The 26,970-nt window shown below is 52.3% G+C and carries 22 protein-coding genes and 1 pseudogene; 11 read left to right on the top strand and 12 right to left on the bottom strand.

Features of this window, described 5'->3' with window-relative positions; all coding sequences use genetic code 11:
• Window positions 1-27: 27 nt before the first annotated feature.
• Window positions 28-5,352, top strand: coding sequence for a S8 family peptidase (locus DRJ53_RS09370; protein WP_114235368.1), 5,325 nt, complete (start codon window positions 28-30; stop codon window positions 5,350-5,352).
• A gap of 188 nt (window positions 5,353-5,540) precedes the next feature.
• Here the strand turns inward: DRJ53_RS09370 and DRJ53_RS09365 are convergent, their stop codons facing one another.
• Complete coding sequence (locus DRJ53_RS09365) at window positions 5,541-5,744, bottom strand: hypothetical protein (protein WP_114235367.1); 204 nt, start codon at window positions 5,742-5,744, stop codon at window positions 5,541-5,543.
• Window positions 5,745-5,891: 147 nt separating this feature from the next.
• Here DRJ53_RS09365 and DRJ53_RS09360 point away from each other — a divergent pair, with 147 nt between their 5' ends.
• Both DRJ53_RS09360 and DRJ53_RS09355 read left to right on the top strand, forming a co-directional pair.
• The gene (locus tag DRJ53_RS09360) at window positions 5,892-6,098 is read left to right on the top strand and encodes a hypothetical protein (protein ID WP_114235366.1); all 207 of its coding nucleotides are present in this window, start codon (window positions 5,892-5,894) and stop codon (window positions 6,096-6,098) included.
• Window positions 6,099-6,210: 112 nt separating this feature from the next.
• Window positions 6,211-7,251, top strand: coding sequence for an alkaline phosphatase family protein (locus DRJ53_RS09355; RefSeq protein WP_162303843.1), 1,041 nt, complete (start codon window positions 6,211-6,213; stop codon window positions 7,249-7,251).
• A gap of 66 nt (window positions 7,252-7,317) precedes the next feature.
• Here the strand turns inward: DRJ53_RS09355 and DRJ53_RS09350 are convergent, their stop codons facing one another.
• The 6 genes from DRJ53_RS09350 to dtd form a co-directional block, all read right to left on the bottom strand.
• Window positions 7,318-8,784: a glycine--tRNA ligase gene (locus DRJ53_RS09350; RefSeq protein WP_114235364.1), complete on the bottom strand. Its 1,467-nt coding sequence runs from the start codon at window positions 8,782-8,784 to the stop codon at window positions 7,318-7,320.
• Between the two features lie 440 nt (window positions 8,785-9,224).
• The gene (locus DRJ53_RS09345; RefSeq protein ID WP_114235363.1) at window positions 9,225-10,346 is read right to left on the bottom strand and encodes a YihY/virulence factor BrkB family protein; all 1,122 of its coding nucleotides are present in this window, start codon (window positions 10,344-10,346) and stop codon (window positions 9,225-9,227) included.
• 120 nt (window positions 10,347-10,466) lie between these two features.
• Window positions 10,467-10,793, bottom strand: coding sequence for a nucleotide pyrophosphohydrolase (locus DRJ53_RS09340; RefSeq protein ID WP_114235362.1), 327 nt, complete (start codon window positions 10,791-10,793; stop codon window positions 10,467-10,469).
• 148 nt (window positions 10,794-10,941) lie between these two features.
• On the bottom strand, window positions 10,942-11,331 hold the full coding sequence (locus tag DRJ53_RS09335) for a group III truncated hemoglobin (protein ID WP_114235361.1): 390 nt from the start codon (window positions 11,329-11,331) through the stop codon (window positions 10,942-10,944).
• A gap of 213 nt (window positions 11,332-11,544) precedes the next feature.
• On the bottom strand, window positions 11,545-12,702 hold the full coding sequence (locus DRJ53_RS09330) for a T9SS type A sorting domain-containing protein (protein WP_114235360.1): 1,158 nt from the start codon (window positions 12,700-12,702) through the stop codon (window positions 11,545-11,547).
• A 234-nt stretch (window positions 12,703-12,936) separates the two neighbouring features.
• The gene (gene dtd, locus DRJ53_RS09325) at window positions 12,937-13,389 is read right to left on the bottom strand and encodes a D-aminoacyl-tRNA deacylase (protein ID WP_114235518.1); all 453 of its coding nucleotides are present in this window, start codon (window positions 13,387-13,389) and stop codon (window positions 12,937-12,939) included.
• Between the two features lie 139 nt (window positions 13,390-13,528).
• On the opposite strand from dtd, the pseudogene arfB reads away from it, so the two are divergent.
• From arfB to DRJ53_RS09305, 4 genes and pseudogenes are all read left to right on the top strand, one after another.
• Window positions 13,529-13,915: pseudogene (gene arfB / locus DRJ53_RS09320) on the top strand (alternative ribosome rescue aminoacyl-tRNA hydrolase ArfB); the annotation flags it as partial.
• Between the two features lie 39 nt (window positions 13,916-13,954).
• Window positions 13,955-14,701, top strand: a complete 747-nt coding sequence (locus DRJ53_RS09315) for an MbnP family protein (protein ID WP_123893464.1) — start codon at window positions 13,955-13,957, stop codon at window positions 14,699-14,701.
• Complete coding sequence (locus DRJ53_RS09310; RefSeq protein ID WP_114235357.1) at window positions 14,698-15,741, top strand: cytochrome-c peroxidase; 1,044 nt, start codon at window positions 14,698-14,700, stop codon at window positions 15,739-15,741. The genes DRJ53_RS09315 and DRJ53_RS09310 overlap by 4 nt, the downstream gene beginning before the upstream one ends.
• A gap of 132 nt (window positions 15,742-15,873) precedes the next feature.
• Entirely contained in the window at window positions 15,874-17,379 is a 1,506-nt protein-coding gene (locus DRJ53_RS09305; protein ID WP_114235356.1) for a lipopolysaccharide biosynthesis protein, read from the top strand.
• 303 nt (window positions 17,380-17,682) lie between these two features.
• Here the strand turns inward: DRJ53_RS09305 and DRJ53_RS09300 are convergent, their stop codons facing one another.
• A complete protein-coding gene (locus tag DRJ53_RS09300) occupies window positions 17,683-18,324 on the bottom strand; it encodes an MBL fold metallo-hydrolase (RefSeq protein ID WP_114235355.1) in 642 nt (213 codons plus the stop codon).
• A gap of 71 nt (window positions 18,325-18,395) precedes the next feature.
• On the opposite strand from DRJ53_RS09300, the gene DRJ53_RS09295 reads away from it, so the two are divergent.
• A complete protein-coding gene (locus tag DRJ53_RS09295) occupies window positions 18,396-21,809 on the top strand; it encodes a TolB-like translocation protein (RefSeq protein ID WP_114235354.1) in 3,414 nt (1,137 codons plus the stop codon).
• Window positions 21,810-21,889: 80 nt separating this feature from the next.
• Here the strand turns inward: DRJ53_RS09295 and DRJ53_RS09290 are convergent, their stop codons facing one another.
• From DRJ53_RS09290 to DRJ53_RS09275, 4 genes are all read right to left on the bottom strand, one after another.
• On the bottom strand, window positions 21,890-22,264 hold the full coding sequence (locus tag DRJ53_RS09290; RefSeq protein ID WP_114235353.1) for a diacylglycerol kinase family protein: 375 nt from the start codon (window positions 22,262-22,264) through the stop codon (window positions 21,890-21,892).
• A 131-nt stretch (window positions 22,265-22,395) separates the two neighbouring features.
• Window positions 22,396-23,775 (bottom strand): cell envelope integrity protein CreD, encoded by a 1,380-nt coding sequence (gene creD / locus DRJ53_RS09285; protein WP_114235352.1) that lies wholly within the window; start codon window positions 23,773-23,775, stop codon window positions 22,396-22,398.
• A 44-nt stretch (window positions 23,776-23,819) separates the two neighbouring features.
• On the bottom strand, window positions 23,820-24,035 hold the full coding sequence (locus DRJ53_RS09280; protein ID WP_114235351.1) for a hypothetical protein: 216 nt from the start codon (window positions 24,033-24,035) through the stop codon (window positions 23,820-23,822).
• A 220-nt stretch (window positions 24,036-24,255) separates the two neighbouring features.
• Complete coding sequence (locus DRJ53_RS09275) at window positions 24,256-25,434, bottom strand: aspartate aminotransferase family protein (protein ID WP_114235517.1); 1,179 nt, start codon at window positions 25,432-25,434, stop codon at window positions 24,256-24,258.
• Between the two features lie 131 nt (window positions 25,435-25,565).
• Here DRJ53_RS09275 and DRJ53_RS09270 point away from each other — a divergent pair, with 131 nt between their 5' ends.
• From DRJ53_RS09270 to DRJ53_RS09260, 3 genes are all read left to right on the top strand, one after another.
• Complete coding sequence (locus tag DRJ53_RS09270) at window positions 25,566-26,099, top strand: gamma carbonic anhydrase family protein (RefSeq protein ID WP_114235516.1); 534 nt, start codon at window positions 25,566-25,568, stop codon at window positions 26,097-26,099.
• Between the two features lie 100 nt (window positions 26,100-26,199).
• Window positions 26,200-26,361 carry a hypothetical protein gene (locus DRJ53_RS21290; RefSeq protein ID WP_155523206.1) on the top strand — a complete coding sequence of 54 codons (162 nt, stop codon included), beginning with the start codon at window positions 26,200-26,202 and terminating at the stop codon, window positions 26,359-26,361.
• A gap of 60 nt (window positions 26,362-26,421) precedes the next feature.
• A complete protein-coding gene (locus tag DRJ53_RS09260; protein ID WP_114235349.1) occupies window positions 26,422-26,754 on the top strand; it encodes a hypothetical protein in 333 nt (110 codons plus the stop codon).
• The last annotated feature ends 216 nt before the right edge of the window (window positions 26,755-26,970 follow it).

Here is a 26,970-nt window from a genome sequence, read left to right as displayed (position 1 = left end):
TACTTTTGAATATACAAGCCGCCCTACATGAGCCTGAAAACTGCTTATTTATTTACCATTGCCTGCTGCTGCTTTTTATTTTCTGCCGCGCAAAAAACCGGCAATCCCATCATGCTCAAAACGGGCACGCTGCAGATCACCGCTGCAGATGAGACAGCCACAGCCAACAGCCTCAATAAAAGGCTAGCGCAAAGTGGGCGGCCCGAATTAGTGTTGTTGCAATTTGCCGCGCTGCCCAATGCCGCCACACGGCAACAACTGGCCGCACAGGGCGTAGAATTATTGCAGGGCCTGCCCGGCAACGCTTTTACCGCCCTGATCCATAAGCCAATAACCTGGCAGCAGCTTACTTACAGCAGTGGGGCGCAGGGCATTACCCCCGTTACTGCCCGCCAAAAAACGGATCCGCATCTTTGGCCGCAGGCTTTCGGCATTTCAGTAAAATCAACACTGGTAAACGTTTGGGTACGCCTGCACCCGGGCACTACCGAGGCCCAGGCTATGGTTGCACTGCGACCGTTTGGCATAGCCAAACGGGTATTCAACGAAGAACCGGTGTATGCCCTGCAGGTCTCCGAAACGCAAATTGCTGTTTTGGCCGCGCATAGCCGCGTAGCCTATGTGCAGCCGCAGCCTCCGCCGGCGCAGCCCTTGCTGCAAGACAGCCGCACGTCAAGCGGGGCGGCCTTGTTGCAGGCCAGTGCAGCCAATGGCGGCCGCGGCCTGAGCGGGCAGGGCGTGGTAGTGGGCATCGGCGACAATGGCGATGTGCAAACCCACCTCGATTTTTCGGGCCGCCTCATTAACCGCGTTGCGGGCAGTGTGCAGGGGCATGCTACGCATGTAACCGGCATTACCGCTGGTGCCGCCGTTATGGACGAACGCTACCTAGGTTTTGCGCCCCGTGCCACCGTGGTGAGCCAGGTGTTTGAAGGCATTTTTACACAGGCCGGTCAGTACGTAGCCGACCACGGCATGGTTATCACCAACAACTCGTATGGCAACGTGCTCAATTGCACCTACAATGGCGTATACGACTTTTATTCCTCCTACCTCGATGGGCAGGCGTTTTTATACCCTTCGCTGCTGCATGTATTTGCTGCGGGCAATAGCGGTGGCAACACCTGCCAGCCTTATGAAATAGGTTTTGGTACCGTATTGGGCAGTTACCAGTCGGCAAAAAATGTGTTGTCGGTGGGCAATGTGGATGACCTGGGTTTGATCAATGGCGGTTCCAGCCGTGGACCGGTGAAGGACGGCCGCATCAAACCCGAGATTGTAGCCATTGGCACTAACGTGGCGGCCTCTTGGCCCACCAATGGCTATGGCAACAACTCCGGCACCAGCATGGCAGCACCTGCAGTTGCAGGCGGCGCAGCACTTTTGGTAGAACGTTACCGGCAATTACACGGCGGCAAAAACCCGGGCAATGCGCTTTTAAAAGCCATTTTGTGTAACGGCGCTTCCGACCGTGGCAATCCCGGCCCCGACTTCCGCTACGGCTTTGGTTATATGAACCTGAACCGGAGCCTGGACATTTTGGAAAAAAACCACATCATCCAGGACAGCATTGCCAACGGCCAGAAAAACACGCACCGCATTTCGGTGCCGGCCGGTACTGCACAAGTGAAAGTAATGCTGTACTGGAACGATCCGGCGGCGTCGCACCTGAGCCGCCGCAGCCTGGTACACGACCTCGACCTGGCGGTAACCGCCGGTGGCACCCAGTATTTACCTTTTATTTTGGATACAGCTGCAGCCGCTTTAAATACGCCTGCCACCACCGGTGCCGACCACCGCAACAACATTGAACAAGTGGTGGTAAAAAGTCCTGGCGCCACCGAATTTACCGTTGAGATCAAGGGTTTTTCAGTGGCCGGAATTGCGAAGCAACAATACGTGGTGGTGTACGATTTGGTACCCAACGAGCTGTGGTTAACAGCCCCTGCCGGCGGCGAACGTTTTGATACCAGCGAAGTGATGCGGGTACAATGGGAAGCGGCCGGCCTGGAAGATCAGACTCTTTCGCTGGAGTTTTCGGCCGATGGAGGCGCCACCTGGCAAACCGCAGCAACCGGCATCGCGGCAGGAAGCCAGTTTTACCGGTACAAATTACCCAACATACCGGCACCTCAGGCCCGCATCAGGCTGGTAACGGCCGGCGGCGCCATTGCAGCCAGCAAGGCTTTTGTGCTGGGCATTGCACCCAAAAGTTTTTCCCTCACCAACTCCTGCGAAGGTTACTTGGTGGCGCGGTGGCGTAAAGCCGCTGAAGCCACCGGCTACGAGGTGCTGCGTTTTGCGGGTAAGAACTGGCAAACGGTGGCCACTACAACGGACACTGCATTTACCCTTGCCGGCCTGGCAAAAGACAGCGCCTACCCGGTGGCGGTGCGGGCCATGTACAACGGCATCGCCGGGCAACGCTGCCCCACGCTGGTGCGTACACCATCGGGTGGCAATTGCGCTGGCAATATTTCGGATGGTGATTTGAAACTGGACGCCCTGATAGCGCCGGTGACGGCAAGGCAGTTTACCCCCACCGCCCCCACACCCCGCACCCAGGTTTCCATCCGCATCAAAAACCTCGACAATGCACCAGTAACCGGGTTCCAGGCTTACTACTCCAGCAACGGCGGCCAAACCTGGATCTCCGAAACGGTGCAGACAACGATACCAGCGCAGGGATTGTACACCTATCATTTTCAGCCGTATGCCAACCTGGGTAATACCGGCGCTTACGAATTTGTTGTCGTTGTAAAAAACATCAAAGGGGATGTAAACCCTTACAACGACACGCTGCGTACCGTGGTGCGTCACCTGAAAAACGACCCCATTGATTTGACCACACCTTATTTTGAAAACTTTGACGACCTGTCTGAATTTGCTTTACAGCAATCTACGGTGGGATTGGCCGGGCTGGAGCGCTTTGATTTTTTCCCCGGCACCGCTAATGGCCGGTTACGCAGTTATGCCGGTTCGGGTATGGCCAAAAGCGGCAATCGGGCAATAACACTGGACTCCGACCGGGAAAGGAGCGCCATCAACCGCAATTTCCTGGTGGCTACATTCAACCTGTCGGCATATGATGCCGCCGCCAATGAAGTGCGCCTTGATTTTGCCTGGGCGGCACATGGCATGGACACTGCCAACCGCGTTTGGGTTCGGGGCAGCGAGGCCGACGAGTGGATTTTGGCTTATACTTTTCCGCTGAAAGGAACGGTTGCCGGCACGTTTAAACAATCGCCCAGTTTGCGCATTTCACACCTGCTGACGCAGGCAGGACAGCGTTTTTCCACCGCTACGCAAATACGTTGGGAGCAGACCGGTACAAAGTCGGCGGTGCAGGCCAACTACGCCGGCGGATATACCATCGACGACCTGCGGCTATACCGAGTTCGCAGCGATGTGCAATTGGTTTCGGTTGATGGCATCGACTCCATCGGCTGTGGCCGCAGCTCAGCCGAGCAGCTGACCCTAACGATTGTAAACGGAACCGGCCAGGACATAACCACCGTTCCGGTGCGTTACTCAATCAATGGCGGCGGCTGGGCTACCGAAAACATTCCGCTGATCAAAGCCAATGATACCATCCGGTATAGTTTTAACCAAAAACTGAATCTTTCCAAACCCGGCGATTATGGGATCAGGGTGGCCCTGGGCGCCCCGTTCGACGAGGTGCGGCAAAACGATTCGCTTCATCTGCTGGTGCGCAGCCAGGCGGTGATCAGCCAGTTTCCTTACCTCCAAAGATTTGAAGGCGAGAACGACGGCTGGTATTCCGAAGGCCGCAACAATTCCTGGGAATTGGGGCAGCCCGCTTCTTTTAAAATTACCCGGGCGGCATCGGGCAGCAATGTTTGGAAAACCAACCTCACCGGCAACCACAACAACAATGAACTGTCGTACCTGTACACGCCCTGCCTGCAAACGGGCAACCTGCAACAGCCCACGCTGAGCTTCCATGTGGTGATGGACCTGGAGGAATGTGTGCCTGCCTGCGACAATGCCTGGGTAGAATACAGCGCCGATGGCGAGACGTGGCAGAAACTCGACGGCGATGGTACCAATTGGTACCCGCAAGGCGATTCGTGGCATGTTGGTAACGACATTAAATGGCATGTGGCCACGGTGGCCCTGCCGGCTGGTATGCCCCAATTAAAACTGCGTTTTGTTTTCTCCAGCGATCCCGGCGTGAACAACGAAGGCATTGCACTGGACGATATTCATGTGTACGACAACACGATGGGCATTTACACCGGCCCGTCGGTGGGCCAGCAAGTGTTGCAAAATGTCGCTGCACAAAACGAGTGGACGCATTTTACCCAAAATGGCCGACTGCTGGCTTCGCTGCAACCTAAAGGCGCACCAATGGCAAGTACCGGTGTTCGTACTTATATCCATCCCGGCGAGGCACGTTTTTCAAAAGACCAATATTACCACAACCGCAACCTGGTGGTGGACGGGGCCACCTCCGATTCTGTCCGGGTTCGTTTTTATTTTACCGAAGCTGAAACAAAGCTGCTGTTGGCGGCCAACAACTGCGCTTCCTGTGCTCCGCCCGAATCCGTGCTGGACCTGGGCGTAACCTTGTTCAAACCGGTTGATGCACAGCATTTAAACGGAACGTTAGACGATGATAAAGTTGGCTTCTGGCATTATGTGCCGGTGGCAAAAACAGCACTGGTGCCTTACGATGCCGGTTACTACCTCGAGTTTAATGCCATCCGGGGTACTGAAATGTGGCTAAACAGCGGCGGGCTGAGCCGGGAAGCTTCGCTGCCGGTAAAATTTGTACAATTGAAAGCCAGCAAAACCGGCGTTGCAAAAGATGTGTTGCTGCAATGGGATGTAGCCGGCGAAGATGGTGTAGTGCGCTACGAAGTGGAAGTGGCGCGGGGTGTGGATGCTCCTGCCAGCCACCAGTTTCAGAAGCTGGGCGAGGTAGCCGCACAAGGCAGCACGGAACGGTTCCAATACCAGTTTACCGATACCGAGTTGCCCAAAATGGGTATGCGCCACTACCGGCTGCGGGTTATTGACCAGGACGGCGGCGAACAGTACTCGCCGCAGGTGTCGGTGCGCTTTGATATCAATGCCGGATGGCAGGTTTTCCCCAACCCATCGGTGGGCGAATTTTACCTGATGTTTGAACTGCCGGCCGGCGAAACAGCCACGCTTCGCCTCACCGATGCCGTTGGCCGCGTGTTGAAAACAATGCCGGTGCGTGGCACGGGCCAGGGCACACTGATGCGGGTAGATCTTTCTGGTGGGCAATTTCCGCCGGGAGTGTACCTGCTGCAGTGCGATAAAAACGACAAAGTGTTCCGCCTGCTGAAGCGGGGTTATTAAAACCAATCTTTGCAGCAATAAAAAGCCCGCAACAGCAAGCTGTTGCGGGCTTTAATATTTTGGTACAACCAATGCGCCTGAATAGGCGGATGCAACCAGTAACTGGTTTTTTTACAAAAAACGGGCGGTTTACAAAACAGCACAACTAATCAACTGTGCCGGTTTGCGGTGCGCCAGCTTGCTTTAGTTTACCAGCCTTGTTTTGCAACGCCGGCCTTGATGGCAGCCAGGGCCTTTTCCTCGTTGCACAGGGTTGTCAGTTTGTTGCCTTTACCGTCGTGGCCCTGCACCATGTAGGCGCCTTTGGCGGTTTTGGTTACCACCGCATCCTGAATGGGCACCCCTTTTTCTTTGGTTTTTACATTGTAGGCGGTGAGCTTAACGTCTGCCATATGAATCAATTTTATGGTTAGTGAAGTTTAAAACTAATCTATTCAGGCAAAAAGGCGGCCAAAACCATATAAACGCCCCATTGTGGCCTGCGAACGGCAAAACGCCGCCCGGCCCATTTGGCATGGGATTTTTTGGTAAAAAAGTAAATGCGGAAAATGTTACCGGAAAAAGACCAGTCGGCAGAGGAAAGGGCTAAAGGCCACCACATGAAGGAACAAGAGCACAATGAGGCCCATCACACCCATATACCCAATGCACATGCAGCGGGGGTAGGCGCCATGGGCCGCAACGATGAAAAGTTGCCCACTTCTTCCACCGACGAAGCGGAGGAGAGTACCGAACCGGCCTATTAAGCTGAATCACCCGGTATTTTTGCCGAAAAGCAAAGCTGCATTGATCGATCCAAGCCCATCACCCATCACTTCCCACTCCAGAGGCTGATCGCTGTACCTCAAAATGTTCTCTATGAAGCTGGGATATGTACTCCTGTTTTTTTTATTGTATGCAAAAGCCACCGGCCATGCCGAGGCCAGCTATAAAGAAGACCGGCCCAATGAGGCGCGGGTAGTGGTGGTAACGCTGGACGGCATGCGCTGGCAGGAAGTGTTTGCCGGCGCCGACCCGGTGCTGCTGCACCAGGCAATGCAGGATAAAAAAGTTGACCTGCAGGATTTTGCAGGCAGCACCGCTGCAGAACGGCGGCAACGCCTGATGCCATTTTTGTGGAGCGAAGTGGCGCAAAATGGACAATTGGTGGGCAACCGCAGCCGCCACAGTAAAATGAATGTAGCCAACCCCTATGCACTTTCATACGCAGGCTACAACGAGCTGTTTACCGGCCGCACCGACCTGCGCATCTGGAGCAATGAAAAAAAGCAAAATGTCAACCGCACCATTTTCGAGCACCTCAACAAGCTCCAGGATTTCCGGGGAAAAGTAGCATCAGTGGCTTCCTGGGATGCGTTTCCTTTTATTTTGGCCCAAACGCGCAGCAAAATAAAAGTGGCCATCAACAAAGCGCTGGACTGGACCGGCGACGTGTGCCCCGATACCGCCACATTTGCGGCAGCGGTAAAATACCTGGTGCAAAACCGGCCGCGGGTGTTGCATATTGGCCTCGGCGGCACCGATGAAGCCGGCCACCAAAAAGATTATGCGGGGTATTTACAACAGGCGCACCTGGCCGATGGCCTGATTGGCAAACTGTGGCAACTGCTGCAGGGCCTGCCCGAATACCGCAACAATACCTCGCTGATCATTACCACCGACCACGGGCGGGGCCGAAGCCGCAGCACCTGGTTCAAACACGGATTTTTTGTGCCGGGCTCGTCGGAAACCTGGATGGCAATGTTGGGAACCGGCATCAGGCCGGGTGGCGAAAGCGGGCACGACGAACAATTGTACAGCGCACAAATTGCCGGTACCATTGGCTACCTGCTGCGGGTAAACAGCTTTAGGCCGTACACTATTCCTCTGCACAAAATGACGGCGGACGACAGGCTATAAACAGGAGCAAAATTGCTGCGGATTGTAGCCCGGCGTCCGCCGGCTATATTTTTAAAACAAAAGGGTTTAACCAATAGCACCCAGCACCATGGCTTTTACCTCGTTCATGTGCACCCGCTCCTGTTGCATGGTATCGCGGTGGCGAACGGTAACGGTGCCGTCTTCCTTGGTCTGGTGGTCGATGGTAACGCAGAACGGCGTGCCCAATGCATCCATGCGGCGGTAGCGTTTGCCAATGGTATCTTTTTCTTCGTAAAAACAACGGAACGAAGCCTTGCAGTCGTCCATCAGTTGGCGGGCAAGCTCGGGCAGGCCATCCTTTTTTACCAGCGGCAACACCGCCAGTTTGATGGGCGCCAACTTGGCCGGCAAGTGGAGCACCACGCGGCTGTCTTGCTTTTCCGGTGTGCTCAGGTCTTGGTCTTCAAAAGCCTGGCTCAGCACCATCATCACTGTTCGGTCCACACCAATGGAAGTTTCAATCACGTACGGGATGTAATTGCCGTAAGGCTTGCCGGTTTCGGGGTTCACTTCCGCATCGAAATACTGCATTTTCTTTTTGCTGTACTCCTGGTGGTTGCGCAGGTCAAAGTCGGTGCGGCTGTGGATGCCTTCCACTTCTTTAAAACCAATGGGAAAATTGAACTCGATATCGCAGGCCGCATCGGCGTAGTGTGCCAGTTTTATATGGTCGTGAAAGCGGTAGTTTTCGGCAGGAATGCCCAGGCTCAGGTGCCATTTCATGCGTTCTTCTTTCCAGTACTCGTACCACTCTTTTTGCGAGCCGGGACGGATAAAGAACTGCATTTCCATTTGCTCAAATTCACGCATCCGGAAAATGAACTGGCGGGCAACAATTTCGTTGCGGAAAGCCTTGCCAATTTGCGCTATACCAAACGGAATTTTCATCCGGCCGGTTTTCTGTACGTTGAGGAAGTTTACAAAAATGCCCTGGGCCGTTTCGGGGCGCAGGTAAATTTTGTTATCCTCGCTATCGTCGGAGATAGCGCCGTATTCGGTAGAAAACATCAGGTTAAACTGGCGCACATCCGTCCAGTTGGCGGTGCCGCTGATGCTACATACAATTTTATTATTCTCGATCAGGGTTTTCAGTCCGTCGAAATCGCTGGCAGCCAGCAACTGGTCCATTTGCTGTTGCAACAGGTCAGCTTGGTCTTGCTGGCCGGCCTTTTCCAGCTCGTCGATCTTTGCTTCGATCAGGTGATCTACACGGTAGCGCTTTTGGCTGTCCTTGTTGTCGATCATCGGGTCGGAGAAATTATCCACGTGGCCGCTGGCCTTCCAGGTGGTGGGGTGCATAAAAATGGCCGCATCGATGCCCACAATGTTTTCGTACATCTGGGTCATGCTTTTCCACCAATAGTCCTTGATGTTCTTTTTCAGTTCGGAGCCCCACTGGCCGTAGTCGTACACGGCGCCCAGCCCGTCGTAGATTTCGGAGGAGGGGAAAATAAAGCCGTACTCTTTGCAGTGCGATATAATTGCCTGGAAACGGTTGTTATCTGTTGCCATAGTGCGGGCAAAGATAGGAGATGATGGAGAGTAGTTGGCAGTTGGTAGTTAGGAGTTAGGAGTCTGGGGTTTGCGGGTTTAGAGTTTTGGAAGTGATTGGTTGTGGGTCAAATGATTTTGCATATACGTTGGGCGGCGCCGTTCGTCATTGCGAGGCGCAGGAGTGGCATTGTAAATGCTGCACATCATGGCGCCGAAGCAATCTCCATCTAAAATGTGTTTCCTAAATACAACTTTTTATATGCTGATATTTTCTTTAAAGCCACACCAAAAAGTTGTTATATAAAACCGGGAGATTGCTTCGGCGCAAGAGCTTTCGCTAAAGTATAGTCGCCGCGGCGCCTCGCAATGACGGATTACCTTCACCGCATTTTTATTGAACTACCAACTATCAACTATCAACTATCAACTATCAACTACCAACCACCATCCACCATCCATCATCTACCATCCCTCTTCGTCCAGCCCACCAGCTTATCAACCGCCAGAATGGCCAGCGATTTCAGCACTTCAGGTGAGCCGATGCTTTCCGGTTCGCCAACGCGTTGCGGCTTGGCCTCGGGTTTCTTTACCCGCACGGTGCCGTATTCTTTGGCGGCATTGAGGTTGCGTTCATTTTGCTGCAGCGATTGCTGGCCGCCTTCCACTTCCACATTTTGCACCACCACGGCATAGTCGTTGGGGCGGATGGTAGACCCGAATTCCAGCGCATAAGCACGGGTAAACTCGGCACCGAAATACAGGATGATGGCGGAGTAATACACCCACACAATCAAAATCACCAGCGAACCGGCAGTGCCATAAGTGCCGCCTACGTCGCTTTTACCGATATAAAGGCCGATGGCAAACTTGCCGATCATGAACAGAACAGCGGTGGCAATGGAGCCGGCCCACACGTCGCGCCATTTGATCTTTGCATCGGGCAGTACTTTAAAAATTACAGCAAACAATAACGTGATGGTACCCAGCGTCACCAGCAAATTCACCACGTACATAATGATCACACTAACGTCGGGGAACATGCGCTGCAGCTGTGCATTCAGTCCTTCGATGATGGCGGTAACAGCCAGCGATACCAGCAGCAAAAAGCCCAATGCGCCAATGACGCCAAACGAAAGCAGCCGGCTTTTTACCAGCAGCCACCAGCCTTGCTTGGTGGGTTTTGCCTTCAGGCCCCAGATGCTGTTGATGGAATCCTGAATTTCAGCAAACACCGTGGTGGCACCAATGAGCAGCGTGATGACGCCGATAATGGCTGCCGACGTGCTTTTATCGCTCAGCGTTGCGTTTTTTACAATCTCCTGTATTTGCAACGCGGCCTGGTTGCCCACAAACGAATTGAGCTGGTGGTAAATAGACCCTTCAATAGCCTCGCGGCCATAAAAAAAGCCGGCGGTGTAAATGAGCAGCAGGATCAGCGGCCCTAAGGAAAAGATGGTATAATAAGCCAGCGATGCACTGAGCTTGGGTACTTTATCGTCGTTAAAACCGGTGAAGGATTTTTTTAAAATACGCCACAGGGCGGCAGGGGTAAACTTTTTCTTTTTTGTTGGCTGGGCCATAGGTTTTGCCTTTAGGCATATAAAAGCAAAAAAGCGGCCACTCGGGTTTCGGATTGTGGATTTCGGATTTCGGCACCCTTAAATTATTGTATGGAACATGCACTGGCATAAAATCCGAAATCACTGGAGTTTTTCGTTCTCCCGGTGGCGGTCGCTGTCGCGGATGGCTTTTTTATCAAAATTCTTTTCCAGTGCCTCGGTCAGGTTGATGCCGGTTTGGTTGGCAATGCACATCACCACCCACAGTACATCGGCAAGTTCATCGCTCAATTCTTTTCCCTCATCACTTTTCTTAAATGATTGATCTCCGTAGAGCCGGCTCATCAGGCGGGCAACCTCTCCCACTTCTTCAGTAAGAATGGCCATGTTGGTGAGTTCGCTAAAATACCGGACACCGGTTGTCTGTATCCACTGGTCGATCTGTTGCTGGGCCTGGGCTATGGTCATTGGGAGTTTAGAGTTTAAGGTTTGAGGTTTAAAGTTTGAGGTTTAAAGTTTAAGGTTTAAGGTTGTTCAAGGGGTTCAATGGGTTGGTGCTAGCAGCAACATTAAACCTTAAACTTTAAACCTTGAACCGATTGAACTCATTGCCCCGTCACATCACACCAACGCCGCCGTGGTTGAGTTTGAGGTTCATCATGGTGGCGATGGAGCGGGCCCGCTGTGCCATCAGTATGGCGTTGGGGCCTTCAAAATGTTCGTCGATGGTTTGGGTAAACAGTTGCACCCAGCGGTCGAGGTGCTCTTTCTTAATTACTGACAAATCATGTATATGCTGGTGCACCTGCATTACGTTTTTGCCATACCCGCGGGTACCCAGCACTACCGATTCCCAAAAATCGGTGATCAGGGGCAGGTGCGTTTCCATGTTCAGCGGCACCACCTGTGTAAAGAAAAAACCGATCACTTCATCCGCCAGCGCTTTTTCGTAAAAATGCGCCAGCATCGTTTCCAGTCCCGCACGGTCGGTTACATCATTTTTCATGGGGCAAAATTAAAGGGCTGGCGCCACCAACGGCCTAAGCTTCGTCAGGCCCATGCATCAAAAAGCGGAGCCGCAGGCAGTCCGCAGTTCCGCTTTTTTTGTATAAAATTCTGAGGTAAAAAAGGCTGTTTTATTGTTGAATGGAATTGTGCCCCATTGCACCTTTCTCTTACAAATCTTTCAAACACCGTGGGCTAGCCACCAACCAAAGCATTACCTCCGGATCATTACTTTTTGTACAAACTTTTCGCTGCCGCAAACTACCTCCAGCACATACAAACCGTCTTTCAGATGGGGCAGTTCCAGCACCGTTTGCACAGGCTGCAATAGGCTTTGGCTGCGGCTCGCCACTACCCTTCCACCAAGATCAATTAGTTGCACCAGGGCTTTTTTTCCCATCATGCCACCGGGGCTCAGTACCATCGATGCGTTGCTGCTGTTGAAATATGCCTTTGCCGCGGCAGCTACCGTTTGGGGCACCTGCAGCGATATTACTTTGGTGTATTCAAAGCGGCCGTTTTTATCCAGCATTTTAACGCGGTAAAAATGGACGCCGCCCGCTGGCCGCACATCATCGTACTGGTATTTTCTGCGCCTGCTGCTGTTGCCGGCTGCATTGATCGAGCCTACCGTTGTCCAACGGAAACCATCAGCCGAACGCTCCACCAGAAAGGCTTTGCTGTGCGTCTCATTTTCAGTGGTCCATTTCAGTTGTACCGCCTGCTGCATAGCCTGGTAAGCAGCGCTGAACGCACTGTATTTTACCGGCAGCACCGAAGGTTCGGTGTAAATGATCATGTCCCATCCGCCATGGATATAGCCTTCGCAGCCGTCAATATCGTTAACCACGTACAGCCGCCATTCGCCGTTGGCGCCATAGCCGTTAAAGCCGGCCAGCGTGGTAAAAGGCGATGCTTTGGGCTGGCCCGGCCAGGAGTCGGTGCCACCGCGGTTGGTGATTTTATAGGTGCCCGAAGGGTAAGGGCTGTTGTCCGGGATGTACTCGGTAGCATCGTCGTCCAGCACAATGTTCACGCCGGTGCCGGGGTTGGGCAAATCGTAAGCACCGCCCACATCCGACAGCAGGATGATGCCGGTATTGGCGCCATCGGGCGGCACCAGCATGATGTCGACAGCATCTGGGCTGTTGTGGTCGAGTCCAAAAAGCCGCACGGTAATTTTGGAAATGGTGCCGGCCATCCCGGTCACAACGATCTTGGAAGGATACGGGTTGCCCAAAACCGGGGCATCATCGCCAAAAGGAATGTCGATGGGTGTATAATTGCAGAACGTGGCCGTGTCCTGCGCCAGCAGGCTGGCGGGCAAAAATAGCAGCCCGCACAAAAGCAGTTGAATGGTTGTTTTCTTCATCGGGTTGGATTGGTACGCTTAAGCTGCGGTAAAAATAACGGAGATTTCCGGGGCAGCATCGTATTTATACCTACGGAAAAACTTTTATGAGCAGATGCAACTAGGGCCCATTCAGTTATTACCCTTAGCCGCCAACGTTAAGCTAATGCAATGACTGGCAAAACTTTGTGCAAGCCGGCAGCACAAGCATGCTGTTTTTGAGCCCTCCTATTTTTACCAAAATAAAAACTGCGGTTACTCACGGTTGTGCGTATCGATCCAGATGGTAACGGGCCCGTCGTTGACCAGCGCCACCTGCATATCGGCGCCAAAACGGCCCGTGGCAATGGGTTTGCCAAGGTCGGCGGTGAGTTGTGCAATCATTTGCTCGTACAGTGGGATGGCCACGCCGGGTTTGGAGGCGCGGATGTAAGATGGCCGGGCCCCTTTTTTGGTGCTGGCCTGCAGCGTAAACTGGCTCACCAGCAAAATGCCGCCGCCCGCTTCCAGCACGGAGCGGTTCATTACGCCGGCATCGTCGGCGAATATGCGGAGGTTGACAATTTTGCCACTCAGCCATTTTATATCGGCGTCGCCATCCCTGTCTTCAATGCCCAATAGCACCAGCAGTCCGCCGTCAATAGCACCTGCAACAACACCGTCAATGGTGACCGAAGCTGAAGAAACCCGTTGAATCACTGCACGCATAATCGCCTGGATATTTTTTTTGAAAAACGAAACGCGGCGCCGCAACGAAATCACGACGAAAACTTTGTGCACCTTTGCGTTGCGCCGTTTTTTATATAAATAGAGAGACCCGCGCAAAAATATGATCGATTTATCTCCCGAAATAAAACTGCACACTACCCGCAGCGGTGGTGCCGGCGGGCAAAATGTAAACAAGGTGGAAACCGCCGTGCAGGCTTATTTCAACGTGCAGGCCTCAGCGCTTTTGTCGGACGAACAAAAAGCTTTGGTGCTCCACAAACTGCACAACCGCATCAATTCCGAAGGCCAACTAATGGTGAAAGCACAAATGCACCGCACCCAGATCGAAAACAAGGAAGCGGCCATTGCCAAAATAAACGAGCTGGTTGCCGAAGCCCTGAAAAAGAAAAGGATGCGCATTGCCACCAAGCCCAGTAAGGCTGCTAAAGAACGACGCATTGAAGGGAAAAAACGGGCAGGCTCCATCAAGCAGGACCGCCGCCGCATCCGCCCCACTGATCTATAAATTAACAACACCTTGCAGCGTATTGAATAACTTAGCGCCATGCGTTTCCCCTCCCCCTTTTCTGTGCTCCTGTTGATAGCCGTAATGCTATCGGGCTGCCAGCGGGAGGTGGATGAGGAACTATCCAATGCCCAACTGGAACTGACCATTACACACCAGTCGGGCGGCGCCCCGCTGCAACTGGGCACCCCTTACACCAACGGCCTCGGTGAAACGTTTACCATAAATACTTTTAAATACTACCTCTCCAACCTGGCCCTGGTCAATGGCAATAATGTGGTAACAATCCCGGACACTTATTTTTTGGTGGACGACGAAACGGATAGCACTAAAACGATAAAAGTGCAAGTGCCGGCAGGAACCTACACCGGGCTGCGCATGTTGCTGGGCGTGGACAGCACCCGCAATGTAAGCGGCGCCCAAACCGGTGCGCTGGACCCCGTGCAGGATATGTTCTGGACCTGGAACACCGGCTACATTATGGCCAAGCTCGAAGGCAGCTCGCCGCTGAGCAGCGCACCCAACAACCGCATTCAATACCATATTGGCGGGTTTGCCGGCACAAATTCTTCCTTGAGAACAGTGACGATAAACTTTCCTGCACCAGTGCAGGTAGAACGCACCATGCAGGTGTCTCTTATTGCCGAAATAATGCGCTGGTTTGATGCGGTACATCCATTGCCCATTGCGCAAACCGCCGTCAGCATGACGCCCGGGCCGCTGGCAGCGCAGTATGCCGATAATTACAGCAAAATGTTTCGCCTCAATTCGGTGCTGATTCCATGAAGCTGCGCCTCACGATATTATCCCTGATGGTGCTGGTGCTCATTTCTACAATTGGTGTGCAGGCCTGCCGCAAAAAAGAAATGGAAGTACCCAAAGGCCCCACTCCGGTTTCCTTTGATATTCCGCAAGGTTTTCCAAAACCGGAGTATGATTTTGCCGGAAACCCGCTCACCAAAGAAGGTATTGAGTTGGGTAAAAAATTATTTTACGACGGCATCCTTTCGGCCGATGGCAATTTTCCCTGCGCCTCCTGCCACCAGCAGTTTGCCGCTTTTGCCACCTTCGACCACGACCTGAGCCACGGCTTTAATGATGCCTTTACCACCCGCAATGCGCCGGGCATGTTCAACCTGGCGTGGCGCAAGGAATTTCACCACGATGGCGGCATACTCAACCTTGAAACGCAGCCACTGGCGCCGATTACAGCGAAAAACGAAATGGCCGAAACGGTAGATAACGTGGTGCGCAAACTGCGGGCCAGTACCACATACCCACCTCTGTTTGCCGCCGCATTTGGCGATGCCGAGATCAACAGCCAGCGCATGCTGAAGGCACTGGCGCAATTTGTGGTAACGATGGTTTCGGCCAACAGTAAATACGATAAAGTAAAACGCGGAGCAGCTTCGTTCACGCAGTTTGAGCAGGCGGGTTACACCGTATTTCAAAGCAAATGCGCCACCTGCCACCAGGAGCCTTTTTTTACCGATGGTTCGTTCCGCAACAACGGCATTGGATTAAATCCGTTTTTAAAAGATGGCGGCCGCATCCGCATCACGGGCAATGCAGCCGATTCGATGAAGTTTCTGGTGCCCTCGTTGCGCAATGTGGCGCTTACCTTTCCATACATGCACGATGGCCGTTTTACCTCGCTGCAACAAAGCATTGAACATTACCGCAGCGGCATCAAGCAAACACCCAACCTCGATCCTTCACTGCAACTGGGCATCGCTTTGACCAACTCGGACATTGTAAACCTGACGGCATTTTTAAAAACACTGACCGATTCGAGTTTCATTAACGATAAACGTTTTGCGCCGTAGGGAAGTCAGCAAAGTCCGAAGTCGGATGTCCGAAGACGGAAGACAATTCTAAGTTATAGTTGTCTTCTTCGGACTGCGGACTTCTGTCTTCGGACTTACCTACCTACTTTTGGCACCTAAATACGAACCGGATTGAGTGGCATAAAACAACTGGCGGGACAAACATTGTGGTATGGAGGCAGTTCCATTGCGGCCCGTTTTCTAAACTATTTATTGACACCTTACCTCACGGCTACGCTGTCGGGTGTGGCCTATGGCGAAATGAGCCTGGTGTATGCACTCATCCCGTTCCTGAACATCATTTTTACATACGGCCTGGAAACCGCTTTTTTCCGCTTTGCATCGGACAAGGAAAGGGGCAGTTCGGTTTATGATACGGCCACTATTTCGCTCATCGTAAGTACGGCCGTACTCACCACGCTGCTGGTGTTGTTCAATGATTTTTTTGCGGGCCTGATCGGGCTGCAGGAGCATCCTGAATATTTTACCTGGGCGGCATTCATCATTGCATTTGATGCCTTGTCGTCGCTGGCTTTTGCCAAGCTCCGCTTCGATGGGCGGCCGATAAAGTTTGCCATGGTGCGCATTGTGGGCATACTGGTCAATATCGGGGCTGTCGTTTTTTTCTTGTCCGTTTGCCCTAAGATCGCGGAAAAAGATCCTGAAGGTTTTATCGGTACTTTTTATGATCCCAATATTGGTGTAGGCTATGTGATCCTGGCCAACCTGATCCAGGCGGTGCTTACGTTTTTGCTCCTTGCAAAAGAGTTTTTTTCATTTCGCTTGCGGTTCAACGCAACACTTTGGAAAGAGATCATTATTTATTCCGCGCCACTAATCCTGGCAGGCTTTGCGGGCATGATCAACGAAACCTTTGACCGCATGATGCTGCGCTGGTGGTCGCCGGCAGCTACCGAAGAAGCCGCCAAGTTTGAAGTTGGTGTGTACAGTGCCTGTTACAAATTATCCATCCTCATCACGCTGTTCATCCAAGCCTTTCGCATGGGCGCCGAGCCGTTTTTTTTCAAGCAGGCACAGGGTCAGGCGCCGCAAAAAGTTTATGCACGGGTGATGAAGTTTTTTGTCATTACCATTTCCCTTATGTTTTTGGTGGTAGCGCTTTTCCTCGACGTCTGGAAATATTTTATTCAAAACCCGGAGCAGTGGGAAGGCTTGCGGGTAGTGCCCATTTTGCTGCTGGCCAATATGTTCCTGGGCATCTATTACAACTTGTCCATTTGGTACAAAGTGACCAATAAAACCAGCGCCGGTGCCCGCATTACGTTTATTGGCGCAGGCATTACGTTGCTCATCAACTTCCTGTTTATTCCTACGTATAGCTATGTGGCCTGCGCATGGGCTACGTTTTTTTGCTATGGCAGCATGATGGTGGTTTCATACATCTGGGGGCAGCGGGCTTACCCGGTGCCTTATGCCACTAAAAAACTCGTCGCGTTTATGGTGATTGCGCTGGCGTTGTACGGCATCCATGCAGCGTTTCAACTGCTGGAGCTCAATGTGTGGATCAACCACGCATTTGGGCTGCTGCTGCTGGGGCTTTATACGCTGTTTATTGTAAATGTAGAGCGGAAAGAATTTGCACGCTTGCCGGTGGTGGGAAGGTTTATTAGCGCATAAAAAATAGTTGAACCACGAAGACACGAAGGTAATAAAGAAACACAAAGGGCTTTCTTGGTGAACCTTAGTGTTTTTGTCATCCTGAGCGCAGCGAAGGATCTGAGCCCACTTAATAGAGTAATTTAAAATCAAGACGCGATCACTTTCACATCACTTTCATCATTATACAACTCAGATCCTTCGCTGCGCTCAGGATGACAAAACAGTGGTTGCCCGCCAGGCCAGAAACAAATCTGATTAACCCCTTCGTGTTCCTTCACTCCCTTCGTGCCTTTGTGGTTCAAATTCTTGTACTTCCCAAACCTATCCCCTTACAAAAGGATTGCTTCGCTTCTCCTCGCCAATGGTTGTGGGTTCGCCATGGCCGGGGTACACCACCACTTCATCGGGCAGCGGGTACAATTGCGTTTTGATGCTGCGCTCCAACGTGGCAAAGTCGCCGCCGGGCAAGTCGGTGCGGCCAATAGAACCTTTAAACAGCACATCGCCGCCAATAACAAATTGTTGCTTTTTATTGTAAAAACAAATCGATCCCGGCGAGTGGCCCGGTGTGAGCAACACATCGAACTCGTCATCGCCCAGCACAACCTTTTCGCCCTCCGATACGTATATCAGTTCGCCATCGTAGTTATCAAACGGAAGGCCCCATGCCTGGCCGCTTTGCGGGCCGCGGTCGAGCACGATTTTTTCTGCTGCATGCAGGTGCAGTTGGAGGCCCCAGGTACGGTGCACATAACGGTTGCCAAAAATATGATCGAGGTGACAGTGGGTATTGAGCAGCAAAACGGGTTTCAGTCCATTCGTTTCGATGAATTCTTTTAGCGCCATTTCCTCGGAGGCAAAATAACAGCCGGGGTCGATAATACAACAGAGACCACCTTCGTTATATACTACGTAAGTGTTCTCCTGAACCGGGCTGAAGGTGAATGAGTGAACCTGTAACATTGGGCTTTTTTGTACTTTAGGTGCAATTTACAAACCCAGCTTTTCTTACTTAGTAACGTTTCAAAACTTGTATGAATAATTTTTTAGGACGGATCGTGGCAGGCGGTGTGGCCCTTTTTATTTTATCCTTTACAGCACAGGCGCAGGTTAATGCTGTGGAGTTTGGGAAAAACCGGGTGCAGTACCAGAAGTTCGAATGGAAATATTATCAAACCGACAACTTTAATACGTACTTCAGCCAGGACGGGCTGGAGTTGGGCAAATTTGTAGCGCAGATTGCCGAAAAAGAATTGCCCGCAGTGGAGGAGTTCGTGGAGTATGGCTTGCAGCGCCGCGCCAACATTGTGGTGTATAATAATTTCGACGAGATGCAACAGTCGAACATCGGTATGGGCATCGACTGGCAAAACGCCGGCGGCGTAACCAAGCTGGTAAACAACAAAATGGTGGTGTACTTCGATGCCAACCACGCTAACCTGCGCCGCCAGATCCGCCAGGGCATTGCCCAGGTGCTGGTGCGCAATGTGCTTTTTGGCGATGACCTGGGTGAAATGGCTGCCAACCAAACCCTGCTCGACCTGCCGCAGTGGCTTACCGATGGCTATATTGCCTACGCCGGCGAACGCTGGAACACCGACCTCGACGACCAGCTGAAAAGCGCCATGCTGAGTGGCAACTACAAAAACTTTTACCATTTTGCCTACCAAAAGCCACAGCTTGCCGGTCATGCATTCTGGTATTATTTCGGCAACAAATACGGCGAAAGCAAAACCACTTACCTGCTGTACCTGAGCCGCATTTACCGCAACCTCAACTCGGCTTCGCAGCGCATTGCCAAAATGAAATTCAAGGAAGTGCTGCGCAACTTTATGACCGAGGTGCCTGCGCAATATTTCAAAGACATCCGCGGCCGCCGCGTGGTGCCCAAGGGCCAGCTTTCGGTAAGCGAGGAAGTAGGTAAAAAAGATTTCTTCCGGTTCAACGCCAACCCGGTGCCCCGCTCCTTTACTTATGCGGTTACGGAGTTTCGCCAAGGCAAATACAGCGTGGTGCTGATGGAAAATTTTACCAGCCGCAAAGTGCTGGTGCATACCGGCGTACGCAGCCGCCAGGATGAAGTAAACCCCAACTACCCCATACTGGCCTGGGACCCCAAAGGCACCCGCCTGGCAGTGGTTTACCCCGATAAAGGCAAGATCAACTTTTTTGTGTACGATGCGGTAAACCGCGTAAAGATCAACAAGCAGACGCTGGACCAGTTTGACCAGATTCAGGACATGAAGTACATGCTCAACTCCAACACGCTGTTATTTTCGGCAGTGAAGGCTGGGCAAACCGACATCTTTACGTACAACATCGAAAAGATGACCACCGAGCAGATCACCAACGATGTGTACGATGATCTCGATCCTTCGTTTGTGACGTTCCCCAACAAAACGGGGATCATGTTTGCATCGAACCGGCCAAGCCCTACCGCCCGGGATAGTGATACGGCCCTGCCTATTGGCCGCTACAATATTTTCCTGGTCGACAACTGGAACCAGTCCGACTTCAAACAGATTTCGCAGCTCACCAATGTGCGGCTGGGCAATGCCCGTTATCCATCGCAGTACAACTCGTACCACTTTACGTTTGTAAGCGATGAAAACGGAATCGCCAACCGCTATGCAGGTTTCTTCAGCACCGAACGTGCCGGCTTGGATACGCTGGTATTTATTGGCGATGAAGTGCTCCGCAACCCACCCATCAACGAAGTGGACAGCCTGATAAAAGAATGGAACAAAGACGACATTGACTCGGTGGGCTATGTATCGGTAACCAACGACTCGAGCTATGTATTTCCGCTCACTAACTACCAAAGCAGTTTGCTGGAAACCCGCACTGCCGGCGACAATCAGCAGATCAGCGAAGTAACCCGCCAGGGCGACTTTAAATTCCTCTACCGGTTGCGTGTAGACGAAGCCACGCTGCGCCGCCGCAATGTAACAGCCCGCCCTACGGAGTTTATGAAAAAAGTGGCCGAGCAGCAACGCATTGCACAAAACCGGCAGGCAGCGGCCCAACCGCAGCCTACCCGCCCCGATAGTGCAGGCAACGACAACGTGTTTCAAACAGAGTTTGACAATGCCGACACCAGCGCCACCGGCCAGGTGTTTCCTGCCACGGAAATACCCGCCGAGGAACCATTGTTGAAAAAAGCAAAACTCTTTGAATACCGTCCACCCAAGTTCTTCAACGATTACGTAGTGGCCAGCCTCAACAACACGGTATTTGTGTTCAACAAATACCAGCCTTATATGGGCGGCTCCGGCCCCATCAACCCGGCCAACGGCAACGACCTGAACGGCCTAGTGCGCATGGGCACACTCGATCTTTTTGAAGACTTTAAAATATCGGGTGGCTTCCGCCTGGCTACCAACCTGCGCGACAACGACGTGCTGTTTGAATTCATGAACCAGCGCCGCCGTTGGGACTGGGGTTTTACCTACTACCGCAGCAATTCCGAAATAGGGTACAACCTGGCGGGCACTTCGGCCACTTACCCCGGTAAGCAAATCTCGAATTATTACCTCGGCCGCTTCCGCTATGCACTGGACCGGGTACGCTCCTTCCGGGCAACCGTAGGGCCGCGTTTCGACAGGTTTGTGCTGAGTGCGGTGAGCCCCGAAACACTGCCGGTGCAGGATTCAACAACCACGTTTGTACAAACCTCGCTGGAGTATGTGCACGATAATACGCTGAACCCCACCATGAACATCTGGCACGGGCTGCGCTGGAAGGCCTACATGGACGCCTTTACGCAAACCGGCACCGCCAAACAATCGGGCGACCGGCTGATGTTCAACTTTGGTGTGGATGTGCGCCATTACCTGCCCATTTACCGCAACATCATCTGGGCGGTGCGTGGTGCAGCCGACATCTCTTGGGGCAACCAGAAAGTGGTGTATTACCTCGGTGGCGTGGACGGATGGCTGAAGTTTGGCAACAACGAAAAACGCAACAGCGACAACGATGTTACCGGCTACCGCTATTTTGACCCGAACAACCGCCCGCAGGGCAACTATGCTTACCAGGCACTGGCACTCAACCTGCGCGGCTTTAAGCAAAACGTTTCGAACGGTAACAACGCCGTGACGATCAACAGTGAAATCAGGGTGCCCGTGTTTTCATCGTTCTTCAACCGCCCCATCAACAATGCGTTTTTGCGCAACTTCCAGGTGGTGCAGTTTGTTGACCTGGGCTCGGCATGGAACGGCCGCTACAACGGCATTGAGCGCCCCACCCAAAACTTCTCCGACCCCAACAACCCAACCGTTGTGGTGCGGCTGAAAGCCGGCGGCATCGGGCCACTGGCAGGCGGTTATGGCTTTGGTGTACGCAGCACGCTGCTGGGTTATTTCCTCCGCTTTGATGCAGCCTGGCAAATGGATGGCTTCTTCAGAGGCAGGCCGCAAACTTACCTGGCATTGGGACTTGATTTTTAAACAGCCCTTGTTTTATTATATAAAAAAGAGACGCACTGGTTGCGTCTCTTTTTTTTGCGTAGCACCGATCTAAATTTGGGTTACAGCAGTGCAAATATTTTAGGTAAAAAAATAACGCAACCCACCAGGAAGGCAGCGATGGCGGATAACAACACGGCGCCGGCAGCCATGTCCTTGATGATCTTTATCTGCGGATGCTGATCCCTGGTGTAGAGGTCGGCCAGCTTTTCAAAAACAGTGTTGAAAATTTCGGCTATCCATACCTGTGCAAACACGATGAGCAACACCATCCACTCAACGCTGCTGATGCGCAACAACGCCGCCAGTACCGCCACAATGATGGTAAAAGCCAGGTGTATCCAGGTGTTGTGCTCGGTGCGCAACACGGCCCGCAGCCCGGCAAAAGCATATACAAAACTGCGCAGTCGCTGCCGTGTGGAAAATGGTTGGGACATGAGATTTACGATTGACGATTTTGGATGTACAATTGGGTTGCTTCCGTTAAAATCATGCACCGAAAAATAGTGCACTTGTTCCTGTATTCAATCGTCAATCAAAAATCGTCAATCGTAAATATTAAGCAGCTTTACCACTGAAACTTCCTGGAATACCGCATTACAACGGCCAGTGACAGGAACAAACCGATGCTGCCCAGGATGAGCGAATAATCCTGCAATTGCAAAATGGTGAATACATAACTGTACAGGAGCACCAAAACAACGGTGAGCAGCGTTGACAATTTTCCTGAGCCCAGCAAGCCGCGCATAAACCAGGCAATCAACGAAACCGTGGCCAAGGCCGCAATGGCATAAGCCCAGTTGAACCCAATGTATTCGGAGAACGATAACAGCAGCAGGAAAAACAACACCAGCGCGATACCGATCAGCGCATATTGAAATGGGTGCACCGACCGCTTGTGCGCCGTTTCCACCAAAAAGAAAGCAGTGAACGTAAGCACAATAAACAACACTGCGTACTTGATCGACCGCATGGTTTTCTGGTAATCGTTTACCGGTATAAACAGGTCCACGCCAAATGCATCGCGGCCCAGGTTGTAGCTATCGCCGCCGGCGGCGGTTTCTATTACCGCTTCCAACTGCGGGTTGGACATGGGCACCTCGGTGCTAAAACCATTGCCCACCCATTGCTGCGGGAAAGAACGTTTGTGCGCCATGCTTTTCCAGGTAGCCGAAAAACCACTATCGCTGACTGCAGTTTGCTGTGGCAAAATGGCGCCCGTAAAACTGGGGTGCGGCCATGCTGACTGCACCGTGAAAGTGGTGGAACGCCCTACCGGCGTGAGGTACATGCTTTCGGAGCCGTTGAGGTGGATGCGGCCCGAAAAGCTGACCTGCTTTAAATCGGACAGAGCAGAAATCTTCAGCGGCGCCACCATGCGGCTGCCGCCGGTAGCATCCTGCCCTGCCGCGCTGAACGTGATGGAGCGGCCGCCCCATTGCATGGCCAGTTCTTCGTTCAGTCCTTTGGGATCGGACAGCGAAAACTGCACAAAAGCTTCCTGCCACAGCACAGCGGCGGGGTTGATGTTCAGCTGTTCGAGATCCAGCGAATCGAAGCGGCCGGAAAGGTCGTTTTGCGATTCGTACAACATTACTTTAAAAATGCCCCGCGACCGCTGCTGCGGCCGGATGCGGGTAGCCACAGCCAGATCGCTGGGCAGGAAATACGCCAGCTGTTTTACTTTTTTGGTGCGGCCCGACGAATCAGTGGATACCGTTTGCATAAAAGGCAGCACCAGCATAGGCCCGGTAAGGTTTTGCCGGCCAGCCCATTTGGCACTTACTTCCTGTACGGCTTGCCGCTGGCGGTCTTCCCGTTCTTCAATAACACCGGTAACAAAAAAAGTAGGAATGAGCAACAGCAGTACCAGCAGGCCAATGATGACGCCTTTTACTAAAATCCTGTTGTCTTGCGGAATGCTTTCGGTGGTGGTGGGGAGGTTCATTTGTTTGTTTGATTAAGCAGTTTGGGAAAAGATGTTGCGATAACTTATTCGGACCAATGAATGGATGTGTCTTCTATATCCAGCAGGATGGGTAGCACCAGCCATTGCCCTAAAGCAGGCCTGCCCTGGTGGCGATGATCCGGACGGAGGTTGAGCAGGACAAGCATCACTAGCAGCACCAGTAAGGCTGCGCCCATCCGGGCATTTCGTTCCAGCAGCAGGGTCAGCGGTTCTTCGTTATGGTGGTGTGCCCTTTTCATAAAGCCTGTTTTTTTAATTGAAAAGTTCTTTGCATTTCAAAGTGTTGATGCAAAAAAAATAGTGTCGTGACTACCCGAAATACTGGGCGATACAAACAGCGCTTAAGCTGGCGCTAAAAAATGCGAATCCGTTCATGGAGCAAATCTATGTAAAAAGTACTTTGTATTTCAAAGCAAATGGAAATTATTTTTGCCTTTCCCAAAAAATGCAAGGGGTCAACTACAGGTCGATGCACTCCAGGATGATGGCGCAGGCCCGCTCCAGTTCTGCTATCGTAATTGTGAGCGGTGGCGAAATGCGCAGGCAATTGGATGCAAAAAGAAACCAGTCGGTGATTAGTCCCCGCTCAATGGCGGCATCAATGATTTTTTTACAGGTAGCAAAATCTTCGAACTCCACCGCGCCCCACAAACCAAAAAGGTGCAGGGCCTTAATTTGCGGATGCACCAGTCTCCGGCGCAGCAGGGCTTCTTTTTCGGCAACAGGGGCAACAATATTTTCGGCAAGCAAGGCTTCAAATGCCGCCAGGCCCGCAGCGCAGCACAGCGGGTGGCCGCCAAAAGTGGTGATATGACCCAGCACCGGGTTATTGGCCAGGTGATTCATCAATCTTTGGTCGGCAATAAAAGCGCCCAGCGGCAAGCCTCCACCCAGGGCTTTTCCCAACAACAAAATATCGGGAATAATCCCAAAATGCTCAAACCCCCAGAGTTTGCCGGTACGGCCAAAGCCGGCCTGGATTTCATCGAGCACCAGCAGCGTTCCCGTTTCGGTGCAGCGTTGGCGCAGGGCCTGCATCCACTCCCTTGACGGTGCCTGTACACCGGCTTCGGCCTGCACGGTTTCGGCAATAACACAGGCGGTTTGCGGCCCGATTTGCTGCAGCATTTCAAAATCGTTGTAGTGGCAATGGTGTACACCGGGCAGCAGGGGCCGGTAGGCATTTCGCCAGTATTCATCGCCAATAATGCTGAGCGCCCCTTGCGTGGAGCCATGGTAGGAATAATTGAAGGCAACAATTTCGGCGCGGCCAGTGGCCCGCTTGGCCAGCTTCATGGCGCCTTCTACTGCCTCGGCACCAGAGTTGGTAAAATAAACCGAGTTGAGCGAAGCGGGCAGGTGCTTCGTCAGTTTATGCGCATACTGCACCTGCGGACTTTGCACAAACTCGCCATATACCATCACGTGCAGGTAAGCATCGGTTTGGCGGCGGATGGCTTCCACCACGGCTGGGTGGCGGTGCCCTACATTGGCCACCGAGATGCCGCCGATCAGGTCGATATACGTTTTGCTGGAGGCATCCCAAAGAGTGCTGCCTTCGGCTTTTACCACCTCAATAGCCAGTGGCGCCGTAGACGTTTGTGCCACGTGTTGCAAAAACAATTGCCGCAAATTCATGGGTGCGAAGGTAGGGAGGGCTGGCGGTCCGTCGGTCATTGGCCGTAAGCCGGCACACGATTCACAATTGACGAATTACGATTTGCAATTTGCGATTGATGGTGGCCGGTGCGCTTCCTTACCTTTACGCCATGGCACTTATATTACCCGTTGAAGGAAAAAGCCCGCAGTGGGGCGAGGCATGTTTTGTAGCACCCAACGCCACCATTGTAGGCGATGTAGTAATGGGCGATCAGTGCAGCGTCTGGTTCAACGCCGTGGTGCGGGGCGATGTAAACAGCATTCGGATGGGCAATAAGGTAAATGTGCAGGACGGCGCAGTGATCCATTGCACCTATATCCGGTCGCAAACAGTGCTGGGCAATAATGTTTCCATTGGACACAACGCCATTGTGCACGGCTGCACCGTGCACGACAATGTGCTTATTGGCATGGGCGCCATTGTGATGGATGGAGCGGTGGTGCATTCCAACACCATTATTGCAGCAGGCGCCGTGGTGCTGGAAGGCACGGTTTGCGAAGCCGGCTCGATCTATGCTGGCGTGCCCGCCAAAAAAGTAAAAACCATCGAACCCGAAAAAGTGGAAGGCGAAATCAACCGCATTGCCAACAATTACATTAAATATGCGGGCTGGTTTTCGGAGGCCAATGAAGCGGGCAAATAGATCACCCACTGCCGTTCATTTTATGCTAATGACCAGCCAACAGGGCTGCGGCGCAATTTTTCGGAAAAAAGTTCCGTTCTTTAAACAAATTCCGTCATTCATGAAACTGAAGCATCTTCTTTTAGGCGCTTTTGCCGCCTTTGTGCTGTCATCCTGCAGCGTATTTAAATCAAAATACGGATGCCCCTCCAACGGCACCAACGTAGGCGCCGAAAAGCTGCTGAGCGAACCGCCTAAAAAAGTAAAAAAGTTCAAGGCATAACGATTGCATGGTGCAACTATAACGCTTGTTGCGTTGTCTTTACATTTAAACACCTGCACCATGAGCCTTACCCTTAGAACCGATTTGGGCCGCACCGAAGCCGTAATTGACGCCCAGGGCGGGCTCCACCGCTTTTACCAGATTGCCGATCTCCTCACCGACTCTTTCCAGGTAGCATTTACCGATAAGGAAGATGATTTTGATGCCATCAACTGGAACTTTTCTTTGGGTAAATACCGGCTCACTTTACAGTACAGCATCTACAATGGCATCATGTTGTTTCCCACCCGCGAACAGCAGGCCAAACGCCAGGAAAATAAAGCAGTGGAAGAACTGGCATCGGTGCTGGAAGGCAAGCTCATTGGCCTGGACCTGGAAGGAAAAGGGAAGTGAATGTCGAACAGACGAACAAGGAACAGACGAATGAAGAAGGTGAATGAGGAATTATTGATTATGGATTATTAATTATTCGGTTGCCGTGCGGCGAAATATTTCAGCGTGATCTTTTTGGGCGTAGCCCAAACCCGTTGATAGCAATCCAATTACCATCGTTTCCAATGCTCCCGTTGATCATAGATCAACCCTGTAAACAGGAAATATTTATTTGCA

This window comes from Paracnuella aquatica (assembly GCF_003332885.2).
Classification (GTDB): Bacteria; Bacteroidota; Bacteroidia; order Chitinophagales; family Chitinophagaceae; genus Flavisolibacter; species Flavisolibacter aquaticus.
This window is presented reverse-complemented; position numbering and strand designations above follow the sequence as displayed.